The 24410-nt window shown below is 69.0% G+C and carries 26 protein-coding genes and 4 pseudogenes; 15 read left to right on the top strand and 15 right to left on the bottom strand.

All coding sequences use genetic code 11. The features are described 5' to 3' along the window. Position 1: 1 nt before the first annotated feature. Positions 2-1159, top strand: coding sequence for a globin domain-containing protein (locus ACZ7L1_RS29525; protein WP_471441275.1), 1158 nt, complete (start codon positions 2-4; stop codon positions 1157-1159). Next, the gene (locus tag ACZ7L1_RS29520; RefSeq protein WP_471441273.1) at positions 1156-1833 is read left to right on the top strand and encodes a DivIVA domain-containing protein; all 678 of its coding nucleotides are present in this window, start codon (positions 1156-1158) and stop codon (positions 1831-1833) included. Before ACZ7L1_RS29525 ends, ACZ7L1_RS29520 begins: the two co-directional genes overlap by 4 nt. 316 nt (positions 1834-2149) lie before the next feature. On the opposite strand, the gene ACZ7L1_RS29515 is transcribed toward ACZ7L1_RS29520, so the two are convergent. The 4 genes and pseudogenes from ACZ7L1_RS29515 to ACZ7L1_RS29500 all read right to left on the bottom strand — a co-directional run bounded on the left by ACZ7L1_RS29515 (position 2150) and on the right by ACZ7L1_RS29500 (position 5473). Further along, positions 2150-2635 carry a site-specific integrase gene (locus tag ACZ7L1_RS29515; protein ID WP_471441271.1) on the bottom strand — a complete coding sequence of 162 codons (486 nt, stop codon included), beginning with the start codon at positions 2633-2635 and terminating at the stop codon, positions 2150-2152. Then, complete coding sequence (locus ACZ7L1_RS29510) at positions 2625-3746, bottom strand: cytochrome P450 (RefSeq protein WP_471441316.1); 1122 nt, start codon at positions 3744-3746, stop codon at positions 2625-2627. The genes ACZ7L1_RS29515 and ACZ7L1_RS29510 overlap by 11 nt, the downstream gene beginning before the upstream one ends. Before the next feature lie 132 nt (positions 3747-3878). After that, positions 3879-5249: pseudogene (locus tag ACZ7L1_RS29505) on the bottom strand (NAD(P)/FAD-dependent oxidoreductase); the annotation flags it as partial. Next, on the bottom strand, positions 5246-5473 hold the full coding sequence (locus ACZ7L1_RS29500) for a ferredoxin (protein WP_471441270.1): 228 nt from the start codon (positions 5471-5473) through the stop codon (positions 5246-5248). The gene ACZ7L1_RS29500 and the pseudogene ACZ7L1_RS29505, both read right to left, overlap by 4 nt. Before the next feature lie 580 nt (positions 5474-6053). Between ACZ7L1_RS29500 and ACZ7L1_RS29495 the strand changes: the two genes are divergently transcribed. After that, positions 6054-6611: a GNAT family N-acetyltransferase gene (locus tag ACZ7L1_RS29495; protein ID WP_471441268.1), complete on the top strand. Its 558-nt coding sequence runs from the start codon at positions 6054-6056 to the stop codon at positions 6609-6611. A gap of 96 nt (positions 6612-6707) precedes the next feature. Here the strand turns inward: ACZ7L1_RS29495 and ACZ7L1_RS29490 are convergent, their stop codons facing one another. The 5 genes and pseudogenes from ACZ7L1_RS29490 to ACZ7L1_RS29470 all read right to left on the bottom strand — a co-directional run bounded on the left by ACZ7L1_RS29490 (position 6708) and on the right by ACZ7L1_RS29470 (position 9713). Continuing rightward, the gene (locus ACZ7L1_RS29490) at positions 6708-8009 is read right to left on the bottom strand and encodes a cytochrome P450 (protein WP_471441266.1); all 1302 of its coding nucleotides are present in this window, start codon (positions 8007-8009) and stop codon (positions 6708-6710) included. A 509-nt stretch (positions 8010-8518) separates the two neighbouring features. Then, the gene (locus ACZ7L1_RS29485) at positions 8519-8650 is read right to left on the bottom strand and encodes a DUF6529 family protein (protein ID WP_471441264.1); all 132 of its coding nucleotides are present in this window, start codon (positions 8648-8650) and stop codon (positions 8519-8521) included. Positions 8651-8814: 164 nt separating this feature from the next. After that, positions 8815-8874: pseudogene (locus tag ACZ7L1_RS29480) on the bottom strand (DUF6529 family protein); the annotation flags it as partial. A 129-nt stretch (positions 8875-9003) separates the two neighbouring features. After that, a complete protein-coding gene (locus tag ACZ7L1_RS29475) occupies positions 9004-9492 on the bottom strand; it encodes a hypothetical protein (protein ID WP_471441262.1) in 489 nt (162 codons plus the stop codon). A 2-nt stretch (positions 9493-9494) separates the two neighbouring features. Beyond that, positions 9495-9713 (bottom strand): hypothetical protein, encoded by a 219-nt coding sequence (locus ACZ7L1_RS29470; RefSeq protein ID WP_471441260.1) that lies wholly within the window; start codon positions 9711-9713, stop codon positions 9495-9497. A gap of 373 nt (positions 9714-10086) precedes the next feature. Between ACZ7L1_RS29470 and ACZ7L1_RS29465 the strand changes: the two genes are divergently transcribed. Continuing rightward, positions 10087-10722, top strand: coding sequence for a transposase (locus ACZ7L1_RS29465; RefSeq protein ID WP_471441258.1), 636 nt, complete (start codon positions 10087-10089; stop codon positions 10720-10722). Positions 10723-10808: 86 nt separating this feature from the next. After that, positions 10809-10904 (top strand): annotated as a pseudogene (locus tag ACZ7L1_RS29460) (IS3 family transposase); the annotation flags it as partial. A 73-nt stretch (positions 10905-10977) separates the two neighbouring features. Here the strand turns inward: ACZ7L1_RS29460 and ACZ7L1_RS29455 are convergent. After that, positions 10978-11643, bottom strand: a complete 666-nt coding sequence (locus ACZ7L1_RS29455; protein ID WP_471441256.1) for a nitroreductase — start codon at positions 11641-11643, stop codon at positions 10978-10980. 250 nt (positions 11644-11893) lie between these two features. On the opposite strand from ACZ7L1_RS29455, the gene ACZ7L1_RS29450 reads away from it, so the two are divergent. From ACZ7L1_RS29450 to ACZ7L1_RS29435, 4 genes are all read left to right on the top strand, one after another. Further along, positions 11894-12682 carry an IS5 family transposase gene (locus ACZ7L1_RS29450; RefSeq protein ID WP_471441254.1) on the top strand — a complete coding sequence of 263 codons (789 nt, stop codon included), beginning with the start codon at positions 11894-11896 and terminating at the stop codon, positions 12680-12682. Between the two features lie 286 nt (positions 12683-12968). Further along, the gene (locus ACZ7L1_RS29445; RefSeq protein WP_471441252.1) at positions 12969-14648 is read left to right on the top strand and encodes a chloride channel protein; all 1680 of its coding nucleotides are present in this window, start codon (positions 12969-12971) and stop codon (positions 14646-14648) included. Between the two features lie 165 nt (positions 14649-14813). Then, positions 14814-15155 carry an SPW repeat protein gene (locus ACZ7L1_RS29440; RefSeq protein WP_471441250.1) on the top strand — a complete coding sequence of 114 codons (342 nt, stop codon included), beginning with the start codon at positions 14814-14816 and terminating at the stop codon, positions 15153-15155. A gap of 214 nt (positions 15156-15369) precedes the next feature. Next, positions 15370-16131 (top strand): DUF4142 domain-containing protein, encoded by a 762-nt coding sequence (locus tag ACZ7L1_RS29435; RefSeq protein ID WP_471441248.1) that lies wholly within the window; start codon positions 15370-15372, stop codon positions 16129-16131. Positions 16132-16597: 466 nt separating this feature from the next. On the opposite strand, the gene ACZ7L1_RS29430 is transcribed toward ACZ7L1_RS29435, so the two are convergent. Together ACZ7L1_RS29430 and ACZ7L1_RS29425 are read right to left on the bottom strand one after the other, a co-directional pair. Next, on the bottom strand, positions 16598-17134 hold the full coding sequence (locus ACZ7L1_RS29430; RefSeq protein ID WP_471441246.1) for a MarR family winged helix-turn-helix transcriptional regulator: 537 nt from the start codon (positions 17132-17134) through the stop codon (positions 16598-16600). A 758-nt stretch (positions 17135-17892) separates the two neighbouring features. Next, positions 17893-18156, bottom strand: a complete 264-nt coding sequence (locus tag ACZ7L1_RS29425; RefSeq protein WP_471441244.1) for a hypothetical protein — start codon at positions 18154-18156, stop codon at positions 17893-17895. A 196-nt stretch (positions 18157-18352) separates the two neighbouring features. On the opposite strand from ACZ7L1_RS29425, the gene ACZ7L1_RS29420 reads away from it, so the two are divergent. The 5 genes and pseudogenes from ACZ7L1_RS29420 to ACZ7L1_RS29400 all read left to right on the top strand — a co-directional run. Beyond that, positions 18353-18868, top strand: a complete 516-nt coding sequence (locus tag ACZ7L1_RS29420; RefSeq protein ID WP_471441242.1) for a hypothetical protein — start codon at positions 18353-18355, stop codon at positions 18866-18868. Between the two features lie 4 nt (positions 18869-18872). Further along, on the top strand, positions 18873-19901 hold the full coding sequence (locus ACZ7L1_RS29415; protein ID WP_471441240.1) for a COG1361 family protein: 1029 nt from the start codon (positions 18873-18875) through the stop codon (positions 19899-19901). Positions 19902-20247: 346 nt separating this feature from the next. Continuing rightward, positions 20248-20457, top strand: coding sequence for a hypothetical protein (locus ACZ7L1_RS29410; RefSeq protein ID WP_471441238.1), 210 nt, complete (start codon positions 20248-20250; stop codon positions 20455-20457). Further along, entirely contained in the window at positions 20384-20986 is a 603-nt protein-coding gene (locus ACZ7L1_RS29405) for a hypothetical protein (RefSeq protein ID WP_471441236.1), read from the top strand. Before ACZ7L1_RS29410 ends, ACZ7L1_RS29405 begins: the two co-directional genes overlap by 74 nt. A 105-nt stretch (positions 20987-21091) precedes the next feature. Next, a pseudogene (locus tag ACZ7L1_RS29400) lies at positions 21092-21250 on the top strand (ISL3 family transposase); the annotation flags it as partial. Between the two features lie 290 nt (positions 21251-21540). Here the strand turns inward: ACZ7L1_RS29400 and ACZ7L1_RS29395 are convergent. Further along, complete coding sequence (locus tag ACZ7L1_RS29395; RefSeq protein ID WP_471441235.1) at positions 21541-22533, bottom strand: substrate-binding domain-containing protein; 993 nt, start codon at positions 22531-22533, stop codon at positions 21541-21543. A 98-nt stretch (positions 22534-22631) separates the two neighbouring features. Here ACZ7L1_RS29395 and ACZ7L1_RS29390 point away from each other — a divergent pair, with 98 nt between their 5' ends. Beyond that, positions 22632-23273 carry a TetR/AcrR family transcriptional regulator gene (locus ACZ7L1_RS29390; RefSeq protein WP_471441233.1) on the top strand — a complete coding sequence of 214 codons (642 nt, stop codon included), beginning with the start codon at positions 22632-22634 and terminating at the stop codon, positions 23271-23273. Here the strand turns inward: ACZ7L1_RS29390 and ACZ7L1_RS29385 are convergent. Beyond that, positions 23236-23556, bottom strand: coding sequence for a hypothetical protein (locus ACZ7L1_RS29385; RefSeq protein WP_471441231.1), 321 nt, complete (start codon positions 23554-23556; stop codon positions 23236-23238). The genes ACZ7L1_RS29390 and ACZ7L1_RS29385 overlap by 38 nt on opposite strands. After that, positions 23553-24107, bottom strand: a complete 555-nt coding sequence (locus tag ACZ7L1_RS29380; protein ID WP_471441229.1) for a metal ABC transporter permease — start codon at positions 24105-24107, stop codon at positions 23553-23555. Before ACZ7L1_RS29380 ends, ACZ7L1_RS29385 begins: the two co-directional genes overlap by 4 nt. Between the last annotated feature and the right edge of the window lie 303 nt (positions 24108-24410).

Genomic DNA, 24410 nt, shown 5'->3' with positions numbered 1-24410 from the left:
TTTGCAGGAGAGCTGGAACGTGGTCGCCGGTTACGGCGACCAGGTGCCGCTGTTCTTCTACTCGACGCTGTTCTTCACCCATCCCGAGACCCGGGACATGTTCCCGATCGGCATGGCAGGTCAGCGCGACAAGCTGTTCGGGGCGCTGGGCACCATCGTGTCCCGCGTCGACCAGGTGGACGACCTGGTGCCGTTCCTGGAGCAACTCGGCCGGGACCACCGTAAGTTCGGCGTCCAGGCCGACCATTACCCCGCGGTCGGGTCCGCCCTGCTGGGGACGCTGGCCCACTTCCTCGGCCCGCAGTGGACGGACCAACTGGCCGCCGACTGGCAGGCGGCGTACGAGTTGGTCGCCAAGGTCATGCGCCAGGCCGCCGAGGAGGCCACCAACAGCAGCCCGCCCTGGTGGGACGCCGAGGTGATCGGGCACGAACGGCGAACGCTGGATGTGGCCGTGCTCACCGTCAAGCCCAACTACCGCCTGGACTACCTGCCCGGTCAGAGCGTGGCGGTCGAGACCCACCTGCGTCCCGGGCTGTGGCGCTACTACAGTCCGGCCAACGCCCCCCGCCCGGACGGCACCCTCGACCTCCACGTCCGCATGGTGCCGGGCGGGCCGGTCTCCTCGTCGCTGGTGCACGGCGTCCAGATCGGGGACGTGCTGAGGTTCGGCGCCCCGGTCGGCAACCGGCTGACGCTGGACCCGGACGGCGACCGGCCGCTGCTGCTGCTCGCCGGCGGCACCGGGCTGGCGCCGCTGAAGGCCCTTGTCGAGCAGGTCGCCGGGCAGCGGGCCGGGCGACCGGAACGCCGGGTGACACTCGTCGTCGGCGCACACACTGACCACGACCTGTACGACTGGCCGGCGCTGGAGGCCCTCGCCAAGGCCAACCACCGCTGGCTGAACGTGATCCCGGCCGTCTCCGAGGTCTCCCTGCGGCCCCAGGAGAACGGCACCGCGGTGGAGGTGGCGCTGCGCCTCGGCCGCTTCACAGACCACGAGGTGTACGTCTGCGGCTCGGACACCATGGTGCGCGACTCGGTGCAGCGCCTCGCGCAGACCGGTACGCCCGTCGAGCGCATCCGGTTCGAGTCGTTCACCGGCCTGGGCGGCGAGCAGTACGGCGTCGCGTCTCACGGGGAGGACATGGAGTCATGAGCACGCCCTACAACCAACCCCAGCGTCGGCTGACGCCCGAACAGATCCGCACCAAGCAGTTCACCCGCACCCCGATCGGCCGGCGCGGCCTCAGCGAGGAGGAGGTCGGGCGCTTCATGCTGAGGGTCGCCGACGAGTTGACGGCGCTCCATCAGGACCTGGCCGGGCTGTGGGCCGAGAACGACCGCCTGCGCAACTTCTACCGCGAGCACGGCGAGCGGGCGGAGGGCCAGGCCGGTCAGACCGGCATGGCCGTACCTCAGCGGCAGCCGACCGTGGAGGCCGTCAACCTGCTCTCCCGCGCCCAGCAGCAGGCGGACTCGGTGATCGCCCAGGCCCGTGAATACGCCCGGCAGGTCGCCGACCAGGCCCGTAGGCAGTACCACGACGTGCTGCGCGAGGCGCAGCGCCGGGCCCAGGAGGAGGCGGAGCGCGCCGTACTCGAGTACCGCGCCCGCTCCGGCACCCACTACACCGCCGAGTTCGAGGAACTGGAGCGCCGCCTGGCGTGGGCGCGTGCCTTCCTCGACGCCATCCAGTCCGTGGAGTCACAACTCAAGACCGCCCGCGAGGCTTTGGCGTACGAGGTGGAGAAGCTCGCCGACGCCGGCAGGCCCACGCGCGTCCGCCGGCCACCGGCCGGAGCTGGACGTACGGTCCCTCCTGCCCCATGACGTAGCCCAGTTTGTTGGTCTGAGTGTCGAGGACCAGATCACCTACCCGCTGCTGTTCCTCTGTCATCACCGGCGGTCCTCTCGCCGCAGTGCGCCGGCCAGGCGCACGGTCACATCAGCACGGACGTGGCCGAGCTCGATCAGTTTGAGGTCAGGCGACGCGGGGTCGACCCGCAGGGAGGGGAAGACGATCCCGGCATCGTCCAGGGCCGCCCGCAGCGACTGGGGTCCCTGTAGGAGCGGATCGAAAAACCGGCGTCGATGTCACATCTTTTGACGGCCCGTCTGCTCCGATATGGCTTCTGGACGACAAGCGTCAGTTTCGGCGCCGCGCAGCGGGGTCCTGGCTGGCGACGTGCCGGGCGACGGTGTCCACGCCCGGCCGTGCGTACCGCTCCAGGGAGCGGACGGAGGCGTGGCGGGAGCGGGCCAGGAGCATGGGTGTGCTGGTGCCGGACTCGGCGTCGTGGGTGAGCGCGGTGTGTCGCCAGCGGTGCAGCGTGAAGCCGTGGAGATCGTCCCACTGTTCGGGGTGGGCGAGGGGGTTGGCCAGCAGTCGGGTGCTCTCTTCGAAGATCTCCTCGGCCCGCCGGTAGGACAGCCGGGCCCGTCCCGTGGCTGGGCAGACGTCCCTCGTCAGGGTGCCGGCGCTGGCGCGGCGCTCGGTGAGGAACAGTGGTCCCTCGGTCCGGCCGGCGATCAGGCGGGGCAGTAGCGAGTTGCTGTCGAATGCAGAACTGGCTGACCGGGCCGTCCGCGGCGCGACCTTGCAACTGCCCTCGGCCGCCGTGTCAACCGTCACCCTGCTCGATGTCCAGATGGATCGGACCCCGGAGAACGGGGCTGGGCCGGTACGGCGGCGGGTCGGCGACCAGCCTGGGGCGGTCGAGCCGGCGTACCAACTCAGTCAGCGCGATCTGGGTTTCCCGCCGGGCCAACGGGCCGCCGAAACACAGGTGGATGCCGCTGCCGAACCCCAGGTGCTGGTTGTCATGCCGATCCGGGTCGAAGCGGTCCGGATCGTGGAAGCGTTTCGGGTCGCGGCTGCCTGAGGCCAGCATGAGCATGATCTGCGAGCCCTGGGGGATGACGGTGTCGGCGACGGTGATGTCGCTGTACGCCACCCGGCACGGAATGATGTGCACGGGGGGCTCGTAGCGCAGCAGTTCCTCGACCAGCGGCACGGCGAGGTCCGGTTCGTCGCGCAGTCGCTGCAGTACCTGCGGGTGGCGCAGCAGCGTCAGCATGCCGTTGGTGATGAGGTTGACGGTGGTCTCGTGGCCGGCGATGAGCAGCAGTCTGGCGGTGGCGACGATGTCGGCGTCGGTCATCCGGCCGTCGGGCCCGTCGTCGTTGGCCAGCCGACCCAACAGACCGTCGCCCGGCCGGCCGTGGCGCTGTTCCACCAGTTCGCCGAGGCGCTGGCGCAAGTCCTTGCGGGCCTTTACGCCCTTGTCCAGTTTCTCCTTCGGGTCGGTCTCGGGGTTGTAGTCGACCGAGTTCATGATGTCGTTCACCCAGCGGTGGAACCTCGGTTCGTCCTCGCGTGGCACGCCGAGCAAGTGACAGGTCACGGTTACCGGGAGCGGGAAGGCGAAATCGTCGACGACGTCGATTTGCTCCTTGCCCGCGAAGTCGTCGATCAGGCTGCCGACGGTGGCGGTCAGGTCGCTTTCCATGCCGGTCACCAGCCCCGGGGTGTGCGGGGGGCCGAAGTGGCGCATCGCCATGCGCCGCAGGCGATCGTGCTCGGGCGGGTCCATGTGGATGAACGACGACGTGGCCCCTCCCTCGACCGGGGGTATCGGATGCGACAGATTGCGTAGGTCGGAGCTCAGGTGCGGGTCATTCAGCGTGTCCGCGATCTCACGATAGGTACTGATGACGTAGCTGCCGTCCTCCTGCCGAGCCACCGGCGTCTCACGCAACTCGGCATACAGCGGGTACGGGTCGGCCCGGGCGGAGTAGTCGAAGATCCGTTGCAGTGTGCCAGGTGTCTCGGTCGTGGTCGTCCGGCCTTCCGCCTGCCGATGCCGGTGCACGGCCGTGATGCGGCGCTCACCCGGGTCATGGCCGGTGACGACCGCGGTGGCGCCCTGAGCGAGCAGGGTGGGGCCGGGGAGGTCGACGGGAACCGGTTTCATGGCGGCCGGCTGGTCCGGCGTGGGGCAGCGGGGCGGGAAAGGTGCGGCCGTCTCGATCAATCGACGGTAGTGGTTGAGCCACTTGGCGTTGTTGAAGCTCACGGCGGCCGTGACGCGGCCCCGGTAGCCGTATGCGGTGACGAAGCGGTGGTCGTCCAGCGATCCCTGGGTGACGGCCACCTCGTCGGCGAAGGTCGGCACGCCGACGGACTTGATGTTGACGCCGAACTGGATCGACCAGAACAAGGGGACGGACACGTGGGGCCGACGGTCCTCCGGGGCGCTGACCATGTTGTGTGCCGCGACCTCCGCCTGCTCGACGGCGTTGGCCCAGTGCTCCATCGAGATGAGCCGGTTTTCGTAGATGGGATTCGGGCAACGTGCCACGTCCCCCGCGGCGAAGACGTCGTCGGTGACGCGGCCATTGATGTCGAGGGCGCGGCAGCCCGTGTCGCAGGTGATTCCCCATACGCCCGCCGTCAGTCCCGACTCCCGCAGCCACTCGGTGTTGCGGACGCTCCCGAGTGCCACCACCGCCACATCGGCGTCGACCGTACTGCCGTCGTCGAAGTGAGCACGGCGAAACCGTCCCTGCGCGTCGCCCTCCAGCCGGGCGACCTTGACACCGCACCGTAGGTCGACACCGTGAGCGCGCTGCATGTTGGCCGCAACCTCGCCGATCATGGCGCCGAGCGCCCCGACCAGCGGGGCCGGCGCGAGTTCGGCGACGGTCACCGGGATGTCCCGCTCGCGGCAGACGGAGGCGATCTCGGAGCCGGTGAATCCCGCACCGATGACCAGCACACGGGAGGGCCCGGCGGCGAGGGCCCGCTGCAGGCTCTCGGCATGCTCGCGTGTACGTACGACGAACACTCCGTCCAGGGCCGCCTCGGACTCGACGAACCACGGCCGGGCCCGTACCCCGGTGGAGATCAGCACCCGGTCGAAGGGAATCTCGCGTCCGTCGGCGAGACGCACGTGGTTCGTCGCGAGGTCCAGCCCGCTGGCGGGCACCCCCAGCAGCCACTCCGCCTCGATGGCACGACGGCGAGGCAGAGTGGTGCCCCCGGCCGGCACCCACCCGGTCAGTACTTGCTTGGACAGGGGAGGCCGGTCGTAGGGCTCGCCCAACTCGTCACCGATCATGGTCAACGATCCGGTGAAACCCTCGTCGCGCAAGGCCTCCGCGGCCCGCAGCCCCGCCAGCGAAGCCCCGACGACCACGATGCGGCCATCGCGTTTGAACGCACGCAGGCTGTCGGCACTCGTCATGACGGCGACGCCTCCGCCGGTGCGTGCCGTGCCTCCAGCTGGTCGACCAGGATTGCCTGGACCGGGCAGGCCGCCGCGGCGCGTAGCACCTGGTCGCGCCAGGCGTCATCGGGGTTCGGGTCGTACATGAGCGCTTCCTCACCGTGCATCCGGAACGCCTCCGGAGCCAGGAAAGCGCACTGCGCGTACCCCGCACATCGGGAGAGATCAACGACAACTTTCACCCCGGCCTCCACAGGGAGTGGGAGCTGCAGACCCTCAGCCGGCACCCGGCGCGCAGGGAGGATCCGGCCGCTGCCCACCCCTGCGAAGTGCCGGGGGGTGCACGTCGCTCGTCGGGTCCCCAATGGAAAGAATTGATCATCGCGGCTCAGGCGATCGGCGCCTGACCAGGGACGTATCCCTGGTGCGGCTGCACATTTCGGCCACGCAAGCGGCGCTCTTTTGGATTGCCGTTTCGACGCAAACCGTGTGGCACGGTGCGCCGGAAACCGTCACAAAATCAGCGTAACAGCGGCACCGATAGCGGCGAGTCCGATAACCCGGGAGATGAACGCCACGGGTGCCGCCATGAGCTGCCCCGACCTCCCGCCCCATGACAGCTCTACCTCAGTTCAGTCGAAGAGCAGTAGCGGAGCAGCACCGGCATCACCCTCTCTGAACGCAGTCGGACTTGCGCCCGCTGCGGGACCCCGCTCCCCCCCCACGAGGACGACGATCAGCAGTGAGACGGAGCACGGCGGGCAACGCCTGCATCGGCGTGCCTGTCGGCCTCGTGCGCACAGCAGCGTGATCAAATAGGGCATGGCATCGTCCTGGACCGGTAATCGGGTACGCCTGCGCGCTGTCGAGCCCGACGACTGGACGGCGTTCGCGCGTTTCGCCGACGAGGACGGGACGCGAGGGGGCCGGCTGGACCTGCCGAGGTCTGCCGAGAGCTACCGTGCCTGGGCGAAGGAGCAGGCCGTTGCCGAGTGCCATGACGACCGCTTCCGGTTGGCGGTCGAAGCGACGGCCACGGGAGAGCTGGTCGGTACAGTCGGCTCACATCGCACCGGCCCTCGCTCAGGTTGGTTCGAGTTCGATATCACCATCAGCGCCGGCCACCGGCGCAAGGGCTACGCGACCGAAGCCGTGGTGCTGCTGCTGCGCTTCATGTTCGCCGAGCGGCGCTATCACAAGTGCCTGGCGGCGGTTTTGGCCCACAACGAGGCATCGCTGGCACTTTTTCGTGGGCTCGGCTTCACCGAGGAGGGGCGCTTGCGGGAACACGTTTTCTTCGCCGGCCGGCATCACGACCTTGTCATGATGGGCATGCTCGTCAACGAGTTCGACCGGCGACGCTCGATGAGCGAGCCATGAGCCGGTGATCCGAGCGCGTGTGGAACGGCGCTCGGATTTGATCGACGTTCGTTGTTCGCGGGTGGAGGCGGCCTGCCACCGGAAGTAGGACTGCCCTCAGCCGCGCAAGGTGGCACGCAGGTGCAGGCCGGCGGTTGCGAGACCTTCGAAGGTGGTGACCCGGTAGCCGGGTTCCGCGCCGGGCGGCTCGCTCAAGTGGTAGCGGCGGGCGGTCTGCGCGGTCATGAGCGTGAGCATGGCCATGGCCAGAGAGGCTCCCTCGCAGCCGTGCGGCCCGGTGCCGAAGCCGAGGAAGACCCCGGGCTTCGCCGGCGAGCCCGAATCGTCGAGCCAGCGTTCGGGCCGGAACCGGTCCGGTTCGGGGTGTTCCCGTGCGTCGCGGTGGGCGGTGTAGGGGCAGACGAGAACGGTGGATCCGGCGTCGATGGTGTAGTCGGCAAGCTGAGTCTGTCGCGGGGCGCGCCGGGTGAGCAGCCAGCTCGGGGGGTGCAGTCGGAGCACTTCGCGTACCAGCGCCTGGGTGTACTGCAGGTTGTCGACGTGGGTGCTGGTCGTCGTGGCCGGGTCGGCGGGCAGCATGGCGGCTTCGGCCGCGACGCGGTCCGCGGCCTCGGTGTATCGGGCCAGGTGGAGCAGGATCCATCCGGCTGCCCGGGAGGGTGTCTCGAAGGTGGCGACGGTGATTCCGGGGAGGGTGTCGAGGATGACTTCTTCCGACAGCTTGCCGTAGCGGGGGGAAGGCCGGAGCATCTGTCCCAGCACGTCGTCACCGAGCCGGCCCGATGAACGGCGTCGGCGGACGATGGGCCGCACGGCGTTCGTGAAGGCGACTTGCCGCCGTGTGCGGAACCGCCGTGCCGGTGTGGGGACCCAGCGCGGCCACACCCAGTGCGAGGGGCGTACGAGCACCTCCCGGGCCACGAAGAGCTGCCAGGCGAAGGGCAGCAGGGCGGGAGCGTCTTCGGAGAAGAGGTAGCGCACGCCGATCTCTGCCAGGACGGGCCGGACCAGGGGCAGAATCTCGACGTCCCGGCCCGTGGGCCACTGGTCGGCAAAGCGAGCGGTCCCGGACGCGATCTCACCGATCCGGGCCGCAACCGCCTGCGGGCGCAGTCCGCGCATACGGGCGGCGCGAGCGTGCGCCCCCTCCTCGGGCGTCGGCGCTCCGCCGGCCCGCTTCAACGGCGGGAAGAGAGGCGAGGACGGCTTGGGGAAGTCCTGCGCGCGGTGCAGGACCTCTTCACACACCCCGGCCGTAGCGGCTACGTAGACACCCCGCTCCAGCTGCCAGACGTCCCCGCACTCGTCAGCGCCACGGCGCGCTAGTGCCAGCCGGTTGCGGCTCCAGGCCGCGAAGCTGCCTCCGGGCAACCGCGGCGGCTCATTCACTCGGCCCATGGGATCGCCCCTGACTTCTCGTACCAGTCAGGCCGATATCGTCGGCAGCGCGGCCAGGAGCCGGCGGGAGCCCGGGGGCGCCCGCCGAACGTGTGGTCACACCCTGTCGTCGCCGGTGTGCGTACCCCAGTCGTGGGCGCCGTACGCACCGTAGTTGCGGGTGAAGGACAACTTGGCGAGCAGCTTGGCGATCATGAGGCACTCCTCTCGCTTGCCTTCAGCACCATGTGCCATACGTCCAATTTTCGCACAGAGCACCCGGATACAAGGCGCGTGCTTGCGGGCCGGGGCCCGCAGCCGGCCAACGTCGCCCCGGTGCCGGTCAGTGCCGCACCTGGCCGCGAGGTGTGGCGGCGCCGGGCACCTCAGACCGGCGGCACCAACGCCCCGAAGGAACGGAACGGCTTTCGCGTGAACCGGTCACCTCGCACCGCGGGAAGGCGGCGGGTTGGCGAGCTGTGACCACTGCCGATAGTGGCCGACGACGGCACCGATCCGGCGCCGTCCCCCTACAGGCCGGGCGCCCGGAAGCCGTTTAGGTACCACAACGCCGCCGAGTACCAGGCCAGGGCGATCACCGTGACGAGCGCGCCACCGGCGAGCGGAAGCGCCTGGCCCGGCCAGCGGCGATGGCGCACCACGACGACCTTGGCGACGAAGGCCCCCTGGAAAACAGCCGGCGAGCGAGTGCAGCGCCCTGCGGGGCCCGGTCAGGCTGACGCCGTAGGCGATGATGCACTGCTGGGCAAATCGGGACGGAGAACAGGAAAGCAAATATACCGATCAGGCGGTGCGCGGTGCCCACCGGGTGCGGCGCAGCGCGCAGGCCGGGCAGCCGGCCGTACATCCACAGCGCCAGAAGCAACTGGATCAGAGCCAGGCCCAACAGGGCGCTGCCCGGCTGGGCCTGAGCAGGGGCACGGCGTGGCCGTGCGCCCCGAAGAAGCTGCGCCGGTACTCCGGGGTGTGCGGCGAGGCGAGGCGTGGCATGTGATCAGCCGCCCCCGCCGTCGGCCATGCCGCCCCGAGGAGCGCCGGCCCGAGTGGACGCAGAGCGCGGCGGGCCGGTGATCAGAAAGCCCACGAGCGAGGTCACAGCGGCGACGGCCTCGGCGATCGCGCTGCCGGTCCTCTTCGGCCCCCAGAACGGCTCGTACATGTTCGGCAGCGGACCGAGAGCGCCCACGTTCACGTACCCATAGAGCAGCACGGCACCCAGCGCGGAGACGGACACCAGGAACGCGAACACCCACACCGGCCGTCGGCGACCGAGCAGCAGGACCAGCAGCGCGGCCAGCGACGCCACGGCGGCTTCGAGGCGGAACAACGTTCCCTGGGTGACCTGCCGTCCGACCTGGTCATACGGAGCGGCGAGGCTGGCGTGCACGTAGGCGTCCACAGCCAGTGCGGCCGCAGTCACCACTTGGAGCAGCACGCGGATGACCGTATGGCGGCGCGGGCGGCCGCCGGGTCCGGAAGCCATCGCTACTGCCCGGTCGCGGTCGCGGCGGCGCTGCCGGGGGCCGGTGACGCCGGGCCGTTCCCGCCGACCCGGAGGTGGGTGTCCATGCTGAGTTCCCGGTGGTTGTCGATGGAGCACCACAGTTCGTAGCTGACGGCCTGGAGGGTGGCGGTGAGCCCCGCCTGGCGGAACTTCACTCCGTCGCGGGCGGGGCGCTGAGATCCGAAGCAGTGCACGGCCATGTTTGGCGGGCCTCCCTTCCGCGACAAGACTGGCCCACGTTCCCGGCCGCGCCAACGCCGACACCCTCCGCGGGCGGGTCATCACCCGATCGGGCCGCCGCGCGACCACCATCAGCAGTGAAAGGTCCGCAGCCCGAACCGCGGCCAGTGACCGGCTGCCCCGCGCAGGCGGAAGTCGAATCCGAAGCGGCACGGTGATGTGAAGCCGTTGTCGTACCGATCTTGTTGGCGCCAGTTCGAGTGCGGTGACTCGGTCGCGTGATCTTCGGCTCCCGTGTGCATGGGGGGAGGGCCTCCTGTGCAGCTCGGGATTGTCGAAGTCCCAAAAGACCTGGTCAGGAGACGCTGTGTCGCAGCCAGGCATCCCTCGGACATGAGCGACGCCGAGTGGGCGGTCGTGCGGGAGGCGATGCCGGTTCCCGCGTGGATGAACGGCAGGGGCGGTCAGCCGGAGGGCCACTGCCACCGGCAGATGCTGAATGCTGTGCGCTACCTGGTCGCGGGCGGCATCACATGGCGGGCGATGCCAGGCGACTTTCCCGTCTGGGGCCGCGTCTACGCGTTCGCGCGGCGCTGGGGCGCGCAGGGGCTGGCCGAGCTGCACGGCCGGCTCCGGGGTCTGGTGCGTGAGGACGCCGGCCGCGATCCGGAGCCGACCATAGCCATCGTCGACTCGCAGTCGGTCCGGGCGGCCGCCACGGTCCCGGCGTCCTTGCGCGGCTACGACGCGGGCAGGAAGGTGCCCGGGCGCAAGCGGCACATGGTGACGGACTGCCGGGGTCTGCTCCTGGTCGTCATGGTGACCACCGCGAGCGTCCACGACAGCAACGCGGCCGTGGACCTGCTGGAACGCGTCCGGGCCCGCTTACAAGAAGATCACCCTGGTGTGGGCCGACGGCGGTTACGTGGGCCGCCTAGGCCGGGCCGACGTCTGGACCTGCACACTGTCGACTGGCCCAACATGACCATCCCAGGCTCTCTCTGCCGCCCCCCGGTCCCATCCAACTGAACCGTTCCGGGTTCGGTAGAGGGCGCTGATCCTTGGAAGGATGCGTCCATGCCTGCCCAGCGGAAGTACCCACCGGAGCTGATCCGCCTGCGGCCCGGTCGGTGCGCGACGCTGAGCTGACCGCCGAGATCCGGCGGATCCACCAGGCCAACTACGGGGTGTACGGGGCGCGCAAAGTCTGGCACCGGGCTTTGACCCCTGATCTTGGACACACGAGACGCTAGGGCCTGTCCTGTCGATCTCGGCCGTCAGCGGTCACACGCCGATGAAGCTCACCGTTTCCGTCATGTCCGCCCGTCCTGTTCGCAGCCTTGGTACGCCCTCCTTCTCAAATCCCACTGAGACGCCGCAGAACAGTACGAGCTCGTCGTCGGCTCCGACTGTTCGGCTGACGGTCTTGCGGTACATAGTCCACATCACCTGGGGGCAGCTGTGCAGCCCTTCCGCCCTCAGCAGCAGCATGACCGTCTGCAAGTACATCCCCGTGTCACCCCACTGTCCGGGCCCCATTGTCCGGTCGAGGTAGCAGAACAGGACGACCGGCGCCCCGAACGCCTCCGAGTTCAGTGCGGCGATCTTCTTGGGCCGGTCAGGGTCGTCGCGCTCGATCCCCAGAGCTTCGTACCGTTGGGTGGCCGCGGCGGAGAAGCGGTCCAGATACGGCGAGGTCAGTTCGTCCGGGTACATCGGATACTCCCGCTCGTCACCCGGATCGCCTGCCAGTGCCCGGGCGGTTGTGCGCCTCTTCAGTTCGGCCAAGGGTTCGCCGGTCACGACGTACACATGCCACGGCTGGAGGTTCCCACTGGACGGAGCCCGCGTCGCTGCGGTCAGCACTCGTTCGAGCACCTCCTTGGGTACCGGCTCATCGCTGAACGCCCGCACGGCCCGGCGACTGTCCACGGCCTCATACACGTCCACGTCTTCGCGTCCTCCCATTCAACCGGTTCCTCCACCGTATTCAGCGGTCAGTACCGGGCATCGCCGGGGACTGGACCACGTCCCGGCGATCAATCCTGTCGTTGGTAGGGCTGTGGGAGACAGAGGTGACTTGACGGATGCTCAGTGGGAGCGGCTGGAGCCGCTTCTACCGGTGAGCAACGGGCGTTGCGGCAGGTGGCGGGACCACCGCCAGGTCGTGAACGGGGTTCTCTAACGGATACGCACGGGCGTGCAGTGGCGTGATCTGCCTGAGCGGTACGGACCATGGAAGACGGTGCACGAGCGGCACCGCCGCTGGTCGGCGGACGGAACGTGGGAGATGCTCCTCCAGCGGATCCAGGCCGAGGCGGACGCGGCCGGCGAAATGGACTGGGAATCTCGGTCGACTCGACAGCCGTGCGCGCGCACCACCACGCCGCCGGCGCCCGGCAGGCTCCGCCGCCCGCCGTCAAAAGGGGCTCGCCTGGGTGGTCAAAGCCGCTCGGATCCGGGTGGAACTGATCGACCAGCTGGCGGAGGTGGCGCGGGAGGTGAGGCGCTCGGCCGCTCACGCGGCGGGTTCACCACCGAGATCCACCTGAGTGCGGACGGGCGCTGCCGGGTGCTCTCGCTGGTCATCACCGCCGGGCAGTGCGCCGACTGCACCCAGTTCGAGCCGGTCATGGACAAGATCCGCGTGCCGAGGCTGGCCACCGGCAGGCCTCGTAGGAAGCCGGACAGCGTCAGCGCCGACAAGGGCTACAGCAACCGCCAAACCCGCCGCTACCTGCGCAGACGAGGAATCCGGCACATCATCCCGAACAAGGCCGACCAGGCTGCCAACCGGGTCCGGCGCGGCAGCGCCGGCGGTCGGCCGCCCGGTTTCGATAAGGGCCGCTACAAGAAGCGCAACACCGTCGAACGGGCGATCAACAAGTTGAAGGCCTTCCGCGCGGTTGCGACCAGGTTCGACAAGCGCGGCTACGTCTACCCCGGCACCGTCACCGCAGCAGCAGTCGTCATCTGGCTCCGCTCGTGATCGCCAGGACACTGCCTGGCGTGCCGGAGAAGCAGAACCCTTCCGGCATGTACGGCCGATACACCGCGGCCGAGCCCGCTGATCCAGGGTGGGGCGTGCGCGTCCTGCGGTTGGCACAGCCGCCATCGGTTTTGCATAATGCAAAACTAAGGAAGGGGAACTGATGCGTGTCATTGAGTCGGCCAAGGACAGGAAGCGAACGACACACAACACGAGAGCCACTACGACAAGCGACCTCACCTCGGCGCCGGCGCTCACGGCTCTGAGGTCAGCTCCCTGGGTTCTGATGGCGCTCTCGGTCGTCGTTGGTGCCGGAGCCGGGGCCGGCTCGGTCGTCTTCCGCTGGTGCATCAAGACCTTCACGCACCTCTTCTCCGGACACGCCGACTATGCGGCAGCTCCGGGCACGAGCAATCCGCACGTGTCGTGGCTCGGTCCGTACTTCGTGCTCCTCGCCCCGGTGGCCGGTGGCCTGCTGTACGGGCCGCTGGTGAATCGGTTCGCCAAGGAGGCGCGTGGCCACGGCGTGCCCGAGGTGATGCTGGCCGTGGCGCAGCGCGGGGGCCGGATCAGCCCGAAGGTCGCCGTGGTGAAGACGCTCGCCTCCGCCCTGTGCATCGGCTCCGGCGGCTCCGTGGGGCGCGAAGGCCCGATCGTGCAGATCGGCTCCGCGCTCGGCTCGACCCTCGGCCGCATGTCCAACGCGGCCGAGGGACGCTTGAAGCTCCTGGTCGCCTGCGGTGCGGCGGGCGGCATCGCCGCGACGTTCAACGCCCCGCTGGCCGGCGTCTTCTTCGCCATGGAGCTGATCCTGGGCACCTTCAGCGCGGAGGCGTTCGGCGCGACGGTGCTGGCCAGCGTGACCGCGAGCGTGATCGGCCGCGCCGCCTTCGGCGACGCGGTCTTCCTGCACCTGCCGGACTTCCACGTCGACCACCTCGCCCAGTACGGACTGTTCGCCATGCTCGGCGTCGCCGCCGCCGTGGTGGGAGTCGGCTTCTCCCGGATCCTGTACCTGATCGAGGACGCCTGCGACTGGGCCTGGCGCGGCCCCGAGTGGCTGCGCCCGGCGGCCGGCGGCCTCGCGCTCGGCCTGGTACTGCTCGCGCTGCCCGAGATGTACGGCGTCGGCTACCCGGTGCTGCAGAAGGCGACCGAGGGCGGGTACGCGGTCGGCTTCCTGCTGCTCCTGCTGGCGGGCAAGATGCTGGCGACCAGCCTGACCATCGGCATCGGCGGCTCGGGCGGGGTATTCGCCCCCAGCCTGTTCATCGGAGCCATGCTCGGCTCGGCATACGGGGCGACCGCCCATCACCTGCTGCCCCAGTCGGCGGGTCCGGTCGGCGCGTACGCACTGATCGGCATGGGCGCCGTCTTCGCCGGCGCGGCCCGGGCGCCGATCACCGCCGTGGTCATCCTCTTTGAGCTCACCGGTGAGTACTCGATCATCCTGCCGCTGATGATGGCGATTGTGCTGGCCACCGCGACCAGCCGCCTGCTGACGGGCGACACCATCTACACACTGAAGCTGCGCCGCCGGGGCATCGACCTCGAAGGCCCGGCCCGGGGCGCCCGCATCGGCGGCCAGCCCGTCAGCGCCGTCATGGAACCCCTACCCTCGCCCCTGCCCGCCTCCACCAGGCTCGCGGACGCGGCCGACCTGCTGAGCCTCTCCGGCCACGGGGCACTACCAGTGACGGACGACTCCGGACAGTACATCGGTGTCGTCACCGCACAGGCAGTGGCGGAGGCCCTCGCCGAACAGCCGGACGCCGCGCCCACGCTCGTCGGACAGCTCGCCGAGCCGCCCGCAGCGGTCGCAGCGGACCACCCCCTTGGACTGGCCCTGGACGCACTCTTGTCGACAAGCGGCACCGGCGTACCTGTCCTGGACCCCCAACTTGGAAAGCCGGTGGGCTGGCTCAGCCCCCAAAGCGCCCTCCGAGCGGTGCACACCGCTACCTAGAGACTCCGTGGCAGAGATCCATGAAAGGGACATCGCGCCCCATCCGTTGCATAATGAAAGACATCCGAGAGAACAGCGCCCGCTATGCCATACCAACGTCGATCGACCGAACTCGAAGATCGCCCCGCTGCGACCAAAACGCGGGCTGGCCAAGGGCGGGCAGCAGTGAGCGTCTGGGGACTCGGTGTCGAGTGGCTCGCGCTACCGACTGGCATCTACACGGCGATCTCGCCGTGGGTGGTCCACTTCTCGGGAACCAACCCATACCTCACGGTCGACAATCTGATTGTCGGGCTCACCGTCGTTGCCATCGGACTACCCCTCACGCAGCAGCGGCCGCTGCGACTGTCTTGGACGTTGGCGCCCATTGGAATCTGGCTCATCGTTTCACCGTCGGTCGTGACGGCTGCCAATGGCGTATCCCCCGGGATCGTATGGAGCAATAGCCTGACAGGCGGCATCGCATGCATGCTCGTCATGGACATGCTCCGACAGCCGCAGGCATGACGCGTCTCCGAAATACGGTGCGCACTCGGTGAAGTCATTCGGGGCCAGCCACCCGCAGCCCTTCGGCACCGCACCAGCGTGGATGGGCGGGCATTGGGCGACGCCCATCCCGTAGCATCATGCAATTTTTACCTAAGGCAAAGGTTCGGGGGGCCCAGTACTGCGTACCTCCTGGCGTTCGCTCCATCCACGCGTTCACACCGGGAGGTCAACCGTGCCCTTTTCCCGCACCACCATCGGAACCGTAGTCGTGGGCGGCGCGCTGAGCCTGACCCTCGCCGCTCTGATCTACCCGAGCATGCTCGGGGTCCAGAACGTGTCCACCAACGCCTCGCGCGTGATCGCCAACACCCCCTACGGGCCGCTCACGGAGGCCGACCGCAACTTCGTCGTCTTCGTGCGGTCCGCCGGCCTGTGGGAGTACCCCTCCGGGCAGCTGGCTCTCAGGAAGGGGACGACCCCGGCCGTACGCACCGCCGGCCAGCACCTGGTCATCGGGCACGCCGCGCTCGACGCGGCCTGCCGCAAGATCGCCCCCCAACTGGGCGTCACCCTGCCCAACCAGCCCACTCCTCAGCAGCAGGGCTTCCTGAACACGCTGACGTCGGACACCGGCAAGCAGTTCGACACCGACCTGGCCAACATCCTGCGCGTGACCCACGGCTCGATCTTCTCCACCATCGCCAAGATCCGCGCCACCACCGAGAACACACTCGTGCGCCAGCTGGCCGACCAGGCCAACGACGTGGTTCTGGACCACATCACGCAGATGGAGAAAACCGGGCTGGTCAACTTCGACCAGGTCAACTTCCAGGAGACCGTCCCGCCGAAGCTCCCCTCCAGCCAGGTCACGCCACCCGTGCCCCAGCCGGGGGAGCCGGTCGTGGTCCTCACGCCGCCTCCGGGCGTACCGACGGACGGAGTACCGACGGGCCCGTCCGTCAACGCCCCCACGGCCTCCCCGAGTGCGGGATGACAGCCTCCGAGTCACCCGCCTCAGCCCGCCCGTCGGCCGATCAGCGACGGGCGGCACCGTCCCGCCCGAACGCCATCCGGGCATCGGAAGGGCCGGAAGGCCGATAGGAACTAACGACGGCGGCCGTACTCGAGACGATCAGGGCATGCCCCCACCGGGGGCCTGGTCGCACAACAGCCCCCGGCCCGTGGCCTGCTTTCAGGCTGCGCGGAGACGCCCACCCCGTCGGCTCGTGGACGGCTAGCACGTCTGCCGACCGGGACGTCCGCCGGCAGCCCCCACCAGACCTCGAGCGGGAAGCCGTCGTGGTTCGCACCGAACACACGTAGCGGTCACGTCCGCCAGCCTCGCCCCGCCGTCACCGCCACGGACTCCACCCGTCTTCGCCCCGCCAGCACCAGCCCCCAGGAGCCTGCGGAGCCCGCCACGCCAGGCATATAGTCAGCACCGTGAGGCCATCGAGGGCTCACGTCTTGTTCGCCACCGCGCCGTCCACCACCCAGCCCAGCGGGTGAAGTTCCAGATCGTCTGCCGTGGGCGCTGGGGGTTCCGCACCTGCCTCGTTGAACGAGTTGAGGGCCTCGACCAGCGCCAGCCGCTCCGTCGGGCGGAGCCGTTCGACGATCGCCGCGATCTCGGCGCGCCGCCGGGCGGTGACGTCCTCGACGATGCGCCGTCCCTCCTCGGTGAGCTGCAGCAGGGTCTCGCGCCGGTTGTCGGGGTTGGCTCGCCGGTGCGCGAGTCCGGCCGCGATGAGCCGGTCGACCATGCGCATCGCTGTGGAAGGCGCCACCTGGAGCAGGTCAGCAAGGGCAACGAGCTTGGTGGCCCCGCGGGTGGACAGCACCACCAGCATCCGGAACTGCGGCACAGTCACCCGCTCCTCGACCTCGGCGAGGGAGCGGGCGGAGACCGCCACCAGCAGTCGAGAAGCTGTCAGCACCGCCCGTGTCACCGCGTCGACGTCGTCCATGGCCCCTGCGGGGTTCTTGCGTTCCGGCATACGTCCTTTCTACCGCGTCGCCTTCCCGCCCTGCTCACGCGATGGGAACAGATTTTCCCTCAGTGTGAGCGCAGTAGCGTCATCGCGTCCTCGTGCGGCTGTCCGGCGCCATGCCGAAAGAACAAAGGGCAAAGGGTGCGCCCTGCGAGTACGGGGCCTGGAGCAGCAACGCGCACTCATCGAGGCGATAGACGGTGCCACCGGGCCGCGCTGCATGCCAGATGGTGCGGCGAGTAGACCACCCTCTACCCGTCACCGCTGATATGCGCTTCGCGACCGCGGAGCAGTAGGGGGGCCGTCTGCAACGCCCCGCAGTCCGCCGCAAGGGACGCGATCAGCAGTGCAGGGCCAGCGGTGACGCGTTCACCGATCGGCTCCCGCTGCGCCTCGACGCCCTGGGCGACGGCCAGTCACGATCTCCAGTCCATGCTGCCCCACTCGGGTCCGGCGGCCTTCTGCGCGGCATTTGGGGTCGGGCGGCGCAACACCCCGGCTGACCTCCCGCAGTCCAGCCCCAGGCAACCAGTTTCCCGGCCCGAGCTGCGCCTGCGCCAACGGAGTGCTTCCGATCAGGGTGTATCGCAGAGGGCCCGACTGGTGCCCCACAGGACGAGACACCGCGCACTCGTCGCCCTGTGAGCCTGCTTCGTCCGGCAGCGGGCTCACAGCCACAGCCGACGGCAATGCGCCACGGAACGAGCTGGGAATCAACGCCGGCGAGGTCCGGAAGGTGGCCGCTGCCCATCCGGTGCTCTGCATCATGGGCGGCGACCTGGCGTTCCGACAGCACCGGGGTGGGCTCCCGATTCGAACAGCGACCGGCGCAACAGCATCGAGTCGATCGCCAGGCTTCCCGGTGTTCCCTCGGCACCCTCGTGGGCGCCGGCGACCTCCTGGGCGACGAGCTGCGGGGCGTTGGTGATCCACTGGAAGTCGAGGGCGAGGCCGTTGACCGCGTCGAGGATCATGTTGAGCTGGTCGCGGGTCAGTTCGCGATGCCGTTCGCTGCTGTCCTTCGTCATCGCGGCCTGGCGATCTGAGGGTGCCGGCGAGGCGAGCTGCGCTTCGCTCCGGCTGAAATGTGGTCATTCGTGTGGTGGAGTGCGACGCGCGTCGACTTGTGTGAAGAGGCTGCGCCCGATTGTCTGCGTCACGTCAGCCAGCATGTCCGCCGTCAGCCGGGATGTCCGCTGGCGGGCGGCTACTTGGGGAGTTGTCGTGCGTGCTCGAAGCCTGTCTGTCGCGGCCGCAGCCGCTGCTCTCGTCCTGGTGCAGCCGGGCCTCGCCGTCGCGGCGGACGACCCCGCCACCACACTCACGTACACCGTCACGTCCGGCGCATTGACGCTGTCGGTACCGGCCAGCGCCAACCTCGGCTCGGGATCGCCCGGCACCCAGATTAGCGCGCCGATCGGTCCCGCGACCGTCACCGACGATCGCGCCCTGCTCTCGGCCTCCTGGACGGTAACCGCATCGGAGACGGACTTCACGACCAGTGGGTCGACGATCCCCGCCGGCAGCGCTGCCTACGATCCCGGGTCGATTACGACGACCGGTACCATTACCGCCACCGGAACGCCCGTGACGCTGAGCCACACCGCGACGCCGGTAGTCGCCGGGACCAGCGGTGTCGGAGACAACACCGCGACCTGGAACCCGACAGTCACTGTCCACGTGCCCGCCAGCGCCGTCGGCGGGGCCTACACCGGAACGCTGACGCAGTCCGTTGCCTGACGGAATGAAGGATGTGCGCCGGTACTGGGTTCTGCTGCCGGTGCTGGCCTTCGTACAGGCGGCCGGGGTGATGCCGGCAGCGGGGCACGGGGCGCCCGGGGTGTCCTCCCCTCAGGGCCCGGCTGCGGGCAGGGTCATCGGTATCAAGCTGCTCGACGCTCCGGAAAGCCGCCGTGCCGATCCCAGGGCGCATGCCTACATCGTCGACCATGTCGCGCCCGGCTCGACCATCGAGCGGCGGGTGGAGGTCACCAATGAGTCGTCCACACCGATGCACGTCGACGTCTACGCTGCGGCGGCCACCATCGCGAAGGGTAAGTTCACCTTCGCGGCGGAGCGCACCCCCAACGAGCTGACCGGCTGGACGTCGCTCGATACGGCGGACCTTGAGCTGGCGGCCTCCGAAACGGCGCGGGTACGCACCACCATCCGGGTACCCAGGGACGCCGCCGCGGGGGAGCGGTACGGCGTCATCTGGGCGCAGACGGGCACCCCCACGGACCGCTCGCACAATGTGACGATGCTGGGCCGGGTGGGCGTCCGTATGTACATCGACGTCGGTCCCGGTGGTGAGCCACCCTCGGACTTCAAGATCGAGCGGCTCTATCCGACCCGAGCCCGCGACGGGCGGGGGGAAGTTCGCGCCCGGATCCACAACACGGGGGGCCGTGCCCTGGACATCAGCGGGGCGCTCTCCCTCTTCGACCGGCCGGTCGGACTGCGCGCTGGACCGTTCTCGGCCAAGACGGGCACCACACTGGCTCCGGGCGACCTTGCGGAGGCGGTCGTCCCGCTGGACGCACGGCTGCCGGACGGCCCGTGGACCGCGGCGCTCACACTCAAGAGCGGCCTGGTCGAGCACACCACGCGCGCCACCGTCACCTTCCCGACGACTCCCGGTAGCGCCGGAGCGGTCGCCGCGTCGGCCGCCCGGCAACGGCACTTTTCGACCCCTATGGTCGCCGGACTCTCAGCCCTCGTCCTCACCGCTCTGTGCCTTCCGCTCTCCAAGTTCCTCCGGCGCCGCCGGTGACCACTCCGACCGAGCCCCGCCCCCGCAGCCGGCTGATCTGCTCCGTGGGCAACGCATGACGGTCGCCATCGGGCGCGTCACCGCTCCTTTAAGCCGCGGCGCCATCCTCGCTGGCGCTCCGACCTCGGCGCACCACACCCCACCAGCAGTGTTTGTCGAGTCTCGTGTACTCGCCGCGATCACCGTCGTGTCGTATTCGCAGCCCACTCGCGCAAGCGTAAAGTGATCGTTATGTCGTGATGAGTAACTGCGGCTTGTTGTCGACGGTTTGGAAGCGAAGATGTCGGTGTCCAGGCATGGGAGAGGGCGGGCTGGAGCAAGCCGCGGCACGGGAGCTGTGGGCGGCATGTTTCGACTGTGGCTGAGGGTGCGGTCCCGCAAGACGGGGGCGGTCGTGACAGGCGGGCTGGCCGTCCTGGCGATCGTCCTGGCCACAGCCTGGACCGCCACGGTTCAGCGCGCCTACGTCGCCCAAGCCAACGATGGGACGGTGCCGGTGGACGACACCTTCGCTACCACCGGCCACACCGCACCCAGTAGCACCGCCACCCACTGACCCCACCGGCACCGACAGCACCGATGACACCGGCAGTACCGGCCTCACCTTCACGGTCATCCCAGTTAGCCATCCCTCCCTGACCATCACCAAGCGTCACGCGGACACCTTCACCCGGGGCGAGAACGGCGTTTACACCATCACTGTGGGTAACGCCACCACGGCCGGCCCGACCAATGGCACCACCGTCACCGTCCACGACATCCTCCCCGCAGGTCTTCGGGCCGACAGGATCACCGGCAGGGGATGGCATTGCACGCTGGCCACGCTCACCTGTACCCGCAGCGACGTCTTGCCTGCGGGACACAGCTACCCGCCCGTCACCCTGAAGGTCGACGTCTCCTGCAACGCCCGTACACGGGTCACCAACACCGCTACCGTCACTGAAGGCGGTGACACCACCACCCACACCGCCACCGACATCACCACGATCAAGCCCCACGAGCAGGTCGGGCACGACGGGCACGACGGCGACGGGCACGACCGCCACGACGGGCGTCATGACCACTGCGATCGCCACGATCACTGAGACCTTGGGCTTGATCATCTAGGCGGCCCGCTCCTACTGGCTGTTCCTGGCTGCCTCTGCCCTGAAATCGAACGCCGACAGGGCTGAGTGCTGTCCGAAGTGCTGAACGCATCCAGCCTGGCAGCCTGGCTCGCCCAGCGACCCGGCATCGAGGTCATCTGCCGGGGCCGAGCGCCGTTCTTCGCAGAAGGCGCCGCAGCCGGAGCACCGCAGGCGGTCCAGGTCGCGGACAGGTGGCATCTCTGGCACAACCTGAGCGACTCGAGCAGTTGGAGAACCGGCTTCAGCGGCGCGGTGCCGGGGCGGCCCGGGCCGCTGGCGAGTGGCCGGCCCACTTCGTCGCATTCGATCTGCTGCGGCTGTCCAGGACCGACACGACCGGATGGCCGTATCGGCGGCGCAGGGCCGCGCTCGAGTCCGTGTTCGCCGCGCGCCGGCTGTCGGCCCCGTGGGTGCTGTGCCCCTCGACCACCGACCCGGACACCGTGCGCGAGTGCGGCGGGGCCCGCGTCAAACTCGGGCCGTCTTCTCGCCGAGTTGGGCACATGGGCCGCTCAGGTGTCGAGGAACTCGGGGACGAAAATGTCGTGGCTGGTCAGCAGGCGCTTGGAGAGGCCCTGCTGGTGGTGGTAGCGCAGAAAGGTGTCGACGGCCTTGCGGTTCGCGCCCAGCCCATAGGGCCACCAGTCATCGCCGAGCAGGCTGCGGTTGCGTTCGAACAGGCTGCTGAACCAGGGGGTTATCAGGCTCATGTGCTGCTTCGAGGCGTCCTTGAGGTATGTGCGTTCGGCCAGGTCCTTGGCCTCGACAAAGGCGCGGTAGACCGAGCGCAGTTCCTCGGTGCGGTGCACCAGGTCCTTGCGGACCGCGATGAGGTGCATCGGGGGGAAGATCCCGGTGCGCCGGTAGTAGTCCCGCTCGACCTTCTCGTAGTCGGGGAAGAGCCGGGCGATCTTCGTCGATCCCTGCAGCAGGGCCTGGGGCACGTCGACCGAGATGAGTGCGTCGATCTCTCCGGCCTCGAGCATGGCACCCAGGGTCTGGCCGTCGGCGGCGTGCCGCACCTGCACGCCGTCCGGCACCGGCTGCGGCAGCCAGTCGAACGCGGGGATGGGATGGTCGGTGCCGCCGATGACCCAGCGGCACTGGTCGACGGCCACGCCGTACTCGTCCGACAGGATGCCCTTGGGCCAGACCCCGGCGTCGTGTCCGAAGAGCGCGAACTCGCCGAGTGTCTTGCCGGCGAGGTCCTGCGGCTTCTCGATCCCTGCCTCGGTGTTCACAAAGATGGCCGAGTGCCGGAAGTTGCGGTTCGGGAAGATCGGCAGCGCCATGAATGGCGCGTCGTCCAGGTCGAAGGTGCGCAGGAAGTAGGTCAGGCCGAGTTCCGCTATGTCGTAGCGGCCTTCGAGCATGTGGCGGAAGAGGTCCGAGACCAGTGGCTCCGTCTCAAGGGTGGCGTCCACCCCGTCGATCTTCACGCGGCCGTCGAAGAGCGCCTCGGTGTGCTCGTACCGGTAGGTGCCGATGGTCAGCTGGATGCTCATCAAGATCCTCGCTTCCGTAAACGACCATTCATTTTACGATGGACCCGATAGAGTTCGACGTCAAGGTGAACGAGCATTTACTTTGATGGAGGTCGGCCATGCCGCGCATCACGCCCGAGCGTCGGGAAGCCAAGCGTGCGCAGATCGTGGCGGCGGCGCGCCGGTGTTTCGCGCGGGACGGCTTCCACCAGACCTCGATGCCGGACATCGCCGCCGCGGCCGGTGTTTCCGCGGGTGCCCCCTACCGCTACTTCGCGAGCAAAGAGGAGATCATCCTGGCCATCGCTGCGGACGCCTTCCGGCTGATTTTCCAGCCGATGGAGCGGGTGGCCGTGGTCGCTGACGCCCCTTCCCTGGGCGACCTCGTCTCCGCATCCCTTGAGGCACTGAGTGCCGAGACCGTCACTGATGCCGCAGGGCAGGTGGTGCCGGTTGAGGAACTGCTGCGGTGCGTCGTGCAGACCTGGTCGGAGCTGCTGCGCAATGAGGCCGTGCACGCCCGCGCCTTCGAGGGCTTCGAAAGGGTCCGTCGCAGCATCGCCGACGCCCTGCGCCGCGGACAGGCGGCCAGCGCTGTTCCAACCGTGGAGCCGGAGAACGGCGCACGGATAGTGATTGGTCTGCTGCACGGATTTCTGCTCCAGCGTGTGGCCTTCGGTCTGACCGACACGGCCGGATACGACGACGCCGTCCGGGGGCTGCTCAACGGACCCGAGCGCCCAGATGCGACTCCGCGGTGAGCGGAGGGCGCCACGCCCGTGAAGGCTGCACCCACCGCTCCATGACGGCGTTCATCCTCGGCATCCGGACACCGCTTGGCACAACCTGGATGCCCGCGTGCTTGAGGACGTCATCGAACAGGGCGGGGAACTTACCGTCCCGGTCCCGAACCAGGAACCGGGCCCGGCAGCCCGCGTCCTCCAGGTCCATGACGAGGTTCTTCGCCGCCTGCGCCACCCAGGCCGCTGCCGGGTGCGCGGCGGCGCCGAGGATGCGGATCCGTCGGCTGACGTGCTCGATCACCGCCAGCACCTGCAGACGCGCACCGGAATCGACTTCCGCACAACCGCGGCGTGAGCATCCAACGTCAAAGCTCCGCGAAGGCCGCCCACCGCCTCACCACCTCGGCGGATAAGGATTTCGGCAAGGACAGCGCTGCCGGCGGAGATGCCGAAGATGGAGCCGAACAGCACACTCACCCCGGCGGTGCCGTTCGTGGTGCCGCGCGAGGCGGTGTAGAGCGTGATGAAGAAGGCGCCCAGGCCCAGGATCCAGGAGAAGACGCTGCCGATGACCACGTCGTCGGGTCGCGCCTTGCGGCCGAGGGTGCCGAAAAGCAGCGCCATGCCGATCGTGGCGGCGAACAGTCCCAGGCGAAGGTCGGCGCCGAAGGCGAGAGCGGCCATCGCGCCGGTGAAGGCGACATGGCTGAGCGCGTCGCCGGTGAAGACCTGGGCCCGTACCACCAGGAAGTAAACGACCAGTCCGCAGGCCGCGGCAATGGCGGTACCGGCGAGGAAGGCGTGTTGGAAGAACGGGTGGGACAGCGGGGAGGCAGCGAGTAGGACGGTCATGCGACCACCTCCGGCGGCACCGCCGCCGGGCCTGGGCGCCTACCGGTGGGGGCGAGCGCACCTTTGCCTTTGATACGGCCGCCACCAGCCACGTCCCCTCCGGCGAGTCGGAGGCTGTCGTTTCGATTCGCCTTGCGCCGGAAATCGGCACGAGATCAGAAAGGCCGCTCCTTCTCTCCCGTCTATCCTGCGGAGTGCTCTGCGTGTTTCATAGAGGTGTGGTCTGAGATGCGCGACCATACGGACGCGGCACAGCGCATCTCCCAGCCGGTGGGCGCCACGGAGCGCTGATTGTGTGGGTCG

Source organism: Streptomyces sp. NPDC107546 (assembly GCF_055639175.1).
Note: the sequence above shows the minus strand (reverse complement) of the source record. Positions and strands in the feature narration are given on the sequence as shown.

What these genes read in the sequence shown, in the direction of transcription:
- ACZ7L1_RS29520 (WP_471441273.1), top strand. Translation starts at nt 1,156, where the DNA reads ATGAGCACGCCCTACAACCAACCCCAGCGTCGGCTGACGCCCGAACAG.
- ACZ7L1_RS29495 (WP_471441268.1), top strand. Translation starts at nt 6,054, where the DNA reads ATGGCATCGTCCTGGACCGGTAATCGGGTACGCCTGCGCGCTGTCGAG.
- ACZ7L1_RS29490 (WP_471441266.1), bottom strand. Translation starts at nt 8,009, where the DNA reads ATGGGCCGAGTGAATGAGCCGCCGCGGTTGCCCGGAGGCAGCTTCGCG.
- ACZ7L1_RS29475 (WP_471441262.1), bottom strand. Translation starts at nt 9,492, where the DNA reads ATGGCTTCCGGACCCGGCGGCCGCCCGCGCCGCCATACGGTCATCCGC.
- ACZ7L1_RS29470 (WP_471441260.1), bottom strand. Translation starts at nt 9,713, where the DNA reads ATGGCCGTGCACTGCTTCGGATCTCAGCGCCCCGCCCGCGACGGAGTG.
- ACZ7L1_RS29465 (WP_471441258.1), top strand. Translation starts at nt 10,087, where the DNA reads ATGAGCGACGCCGAGTGGGCGGTCGTGCGGGAGGCGATGCCGGTTCCC.
- ACZ7L1_RS29445 (WP_471441252.1), top strand. Translation starts at nt 12,969, where the DNA reads ATGGCGCTCTCGGTCGTCGTTGGTGCCGGAGCCGGGGCCGGCTCGGTC.
- ACZ7L1_RS29430 (WP_471441246.1), bottom strand. Translation starts at nt 17,134, where the DNA reads ATGCCGGAACGCAAGAACCCCGCAGGGGCCATGGACGACGTCGACGCG.
- ACZ7L1_RS29425 (WP_471441244.1), bottom strand. Translation starts at nt 18,156, where the DNA reads ATGACGAAGGACAGCAGCGAACGGCATCGCGAACTGACCCGCGACCAG.
- ACZ7L1_RS29415 (WP_471441240.1), top strand. Translation starts at nt 18,873, where the DNA reads ATGAAGGATGTGCGCCGGTACTGGGTTCTGCTGCCGGTGCTGGCCTTC.
- ACZ7L1_RS29410 (WP_471441238.1), top strand. Translation starts at nt 20,248, where the DNA reads ATGTTTCGACTGTGGCTGAGGGTGCGGTCCCGCAAGACGGGGGCGGTC.
- ACZ7L1_RS29405 (WP_471441236.1), top strand. Translation starts at nt 20,384, where the DNA reads ATGGGACGGTGCCGGTGGACGACACCTTCGCTACCACCGGCCACACCG.
- ACZ7L1_RS29395 (WP_471441235.1), bottom strand. Translation starts at nt 22,533, where the DNA reads ATGAGCATCCAGCTGACCATCGGCACCTACCGGTACGAGCACACCGAG.
- ACZ7L1_RS29390 (WP_471441233.1), top strand. Translation starts at nt 22,632, where the DNA reads ATGCCGCGCATCACGCCCGAGCGTCGGGAAGCCAAGCGTGCGCAGATC.
- ACZ7L1_RS29380 (WP_471441229.1), bottom strand. Translation starts at nt 24,107, where the DNA reads ATGACCGTCCTACTCGCTGCCTCCCCGCTGTCCCACCCGTTCTTCCAA.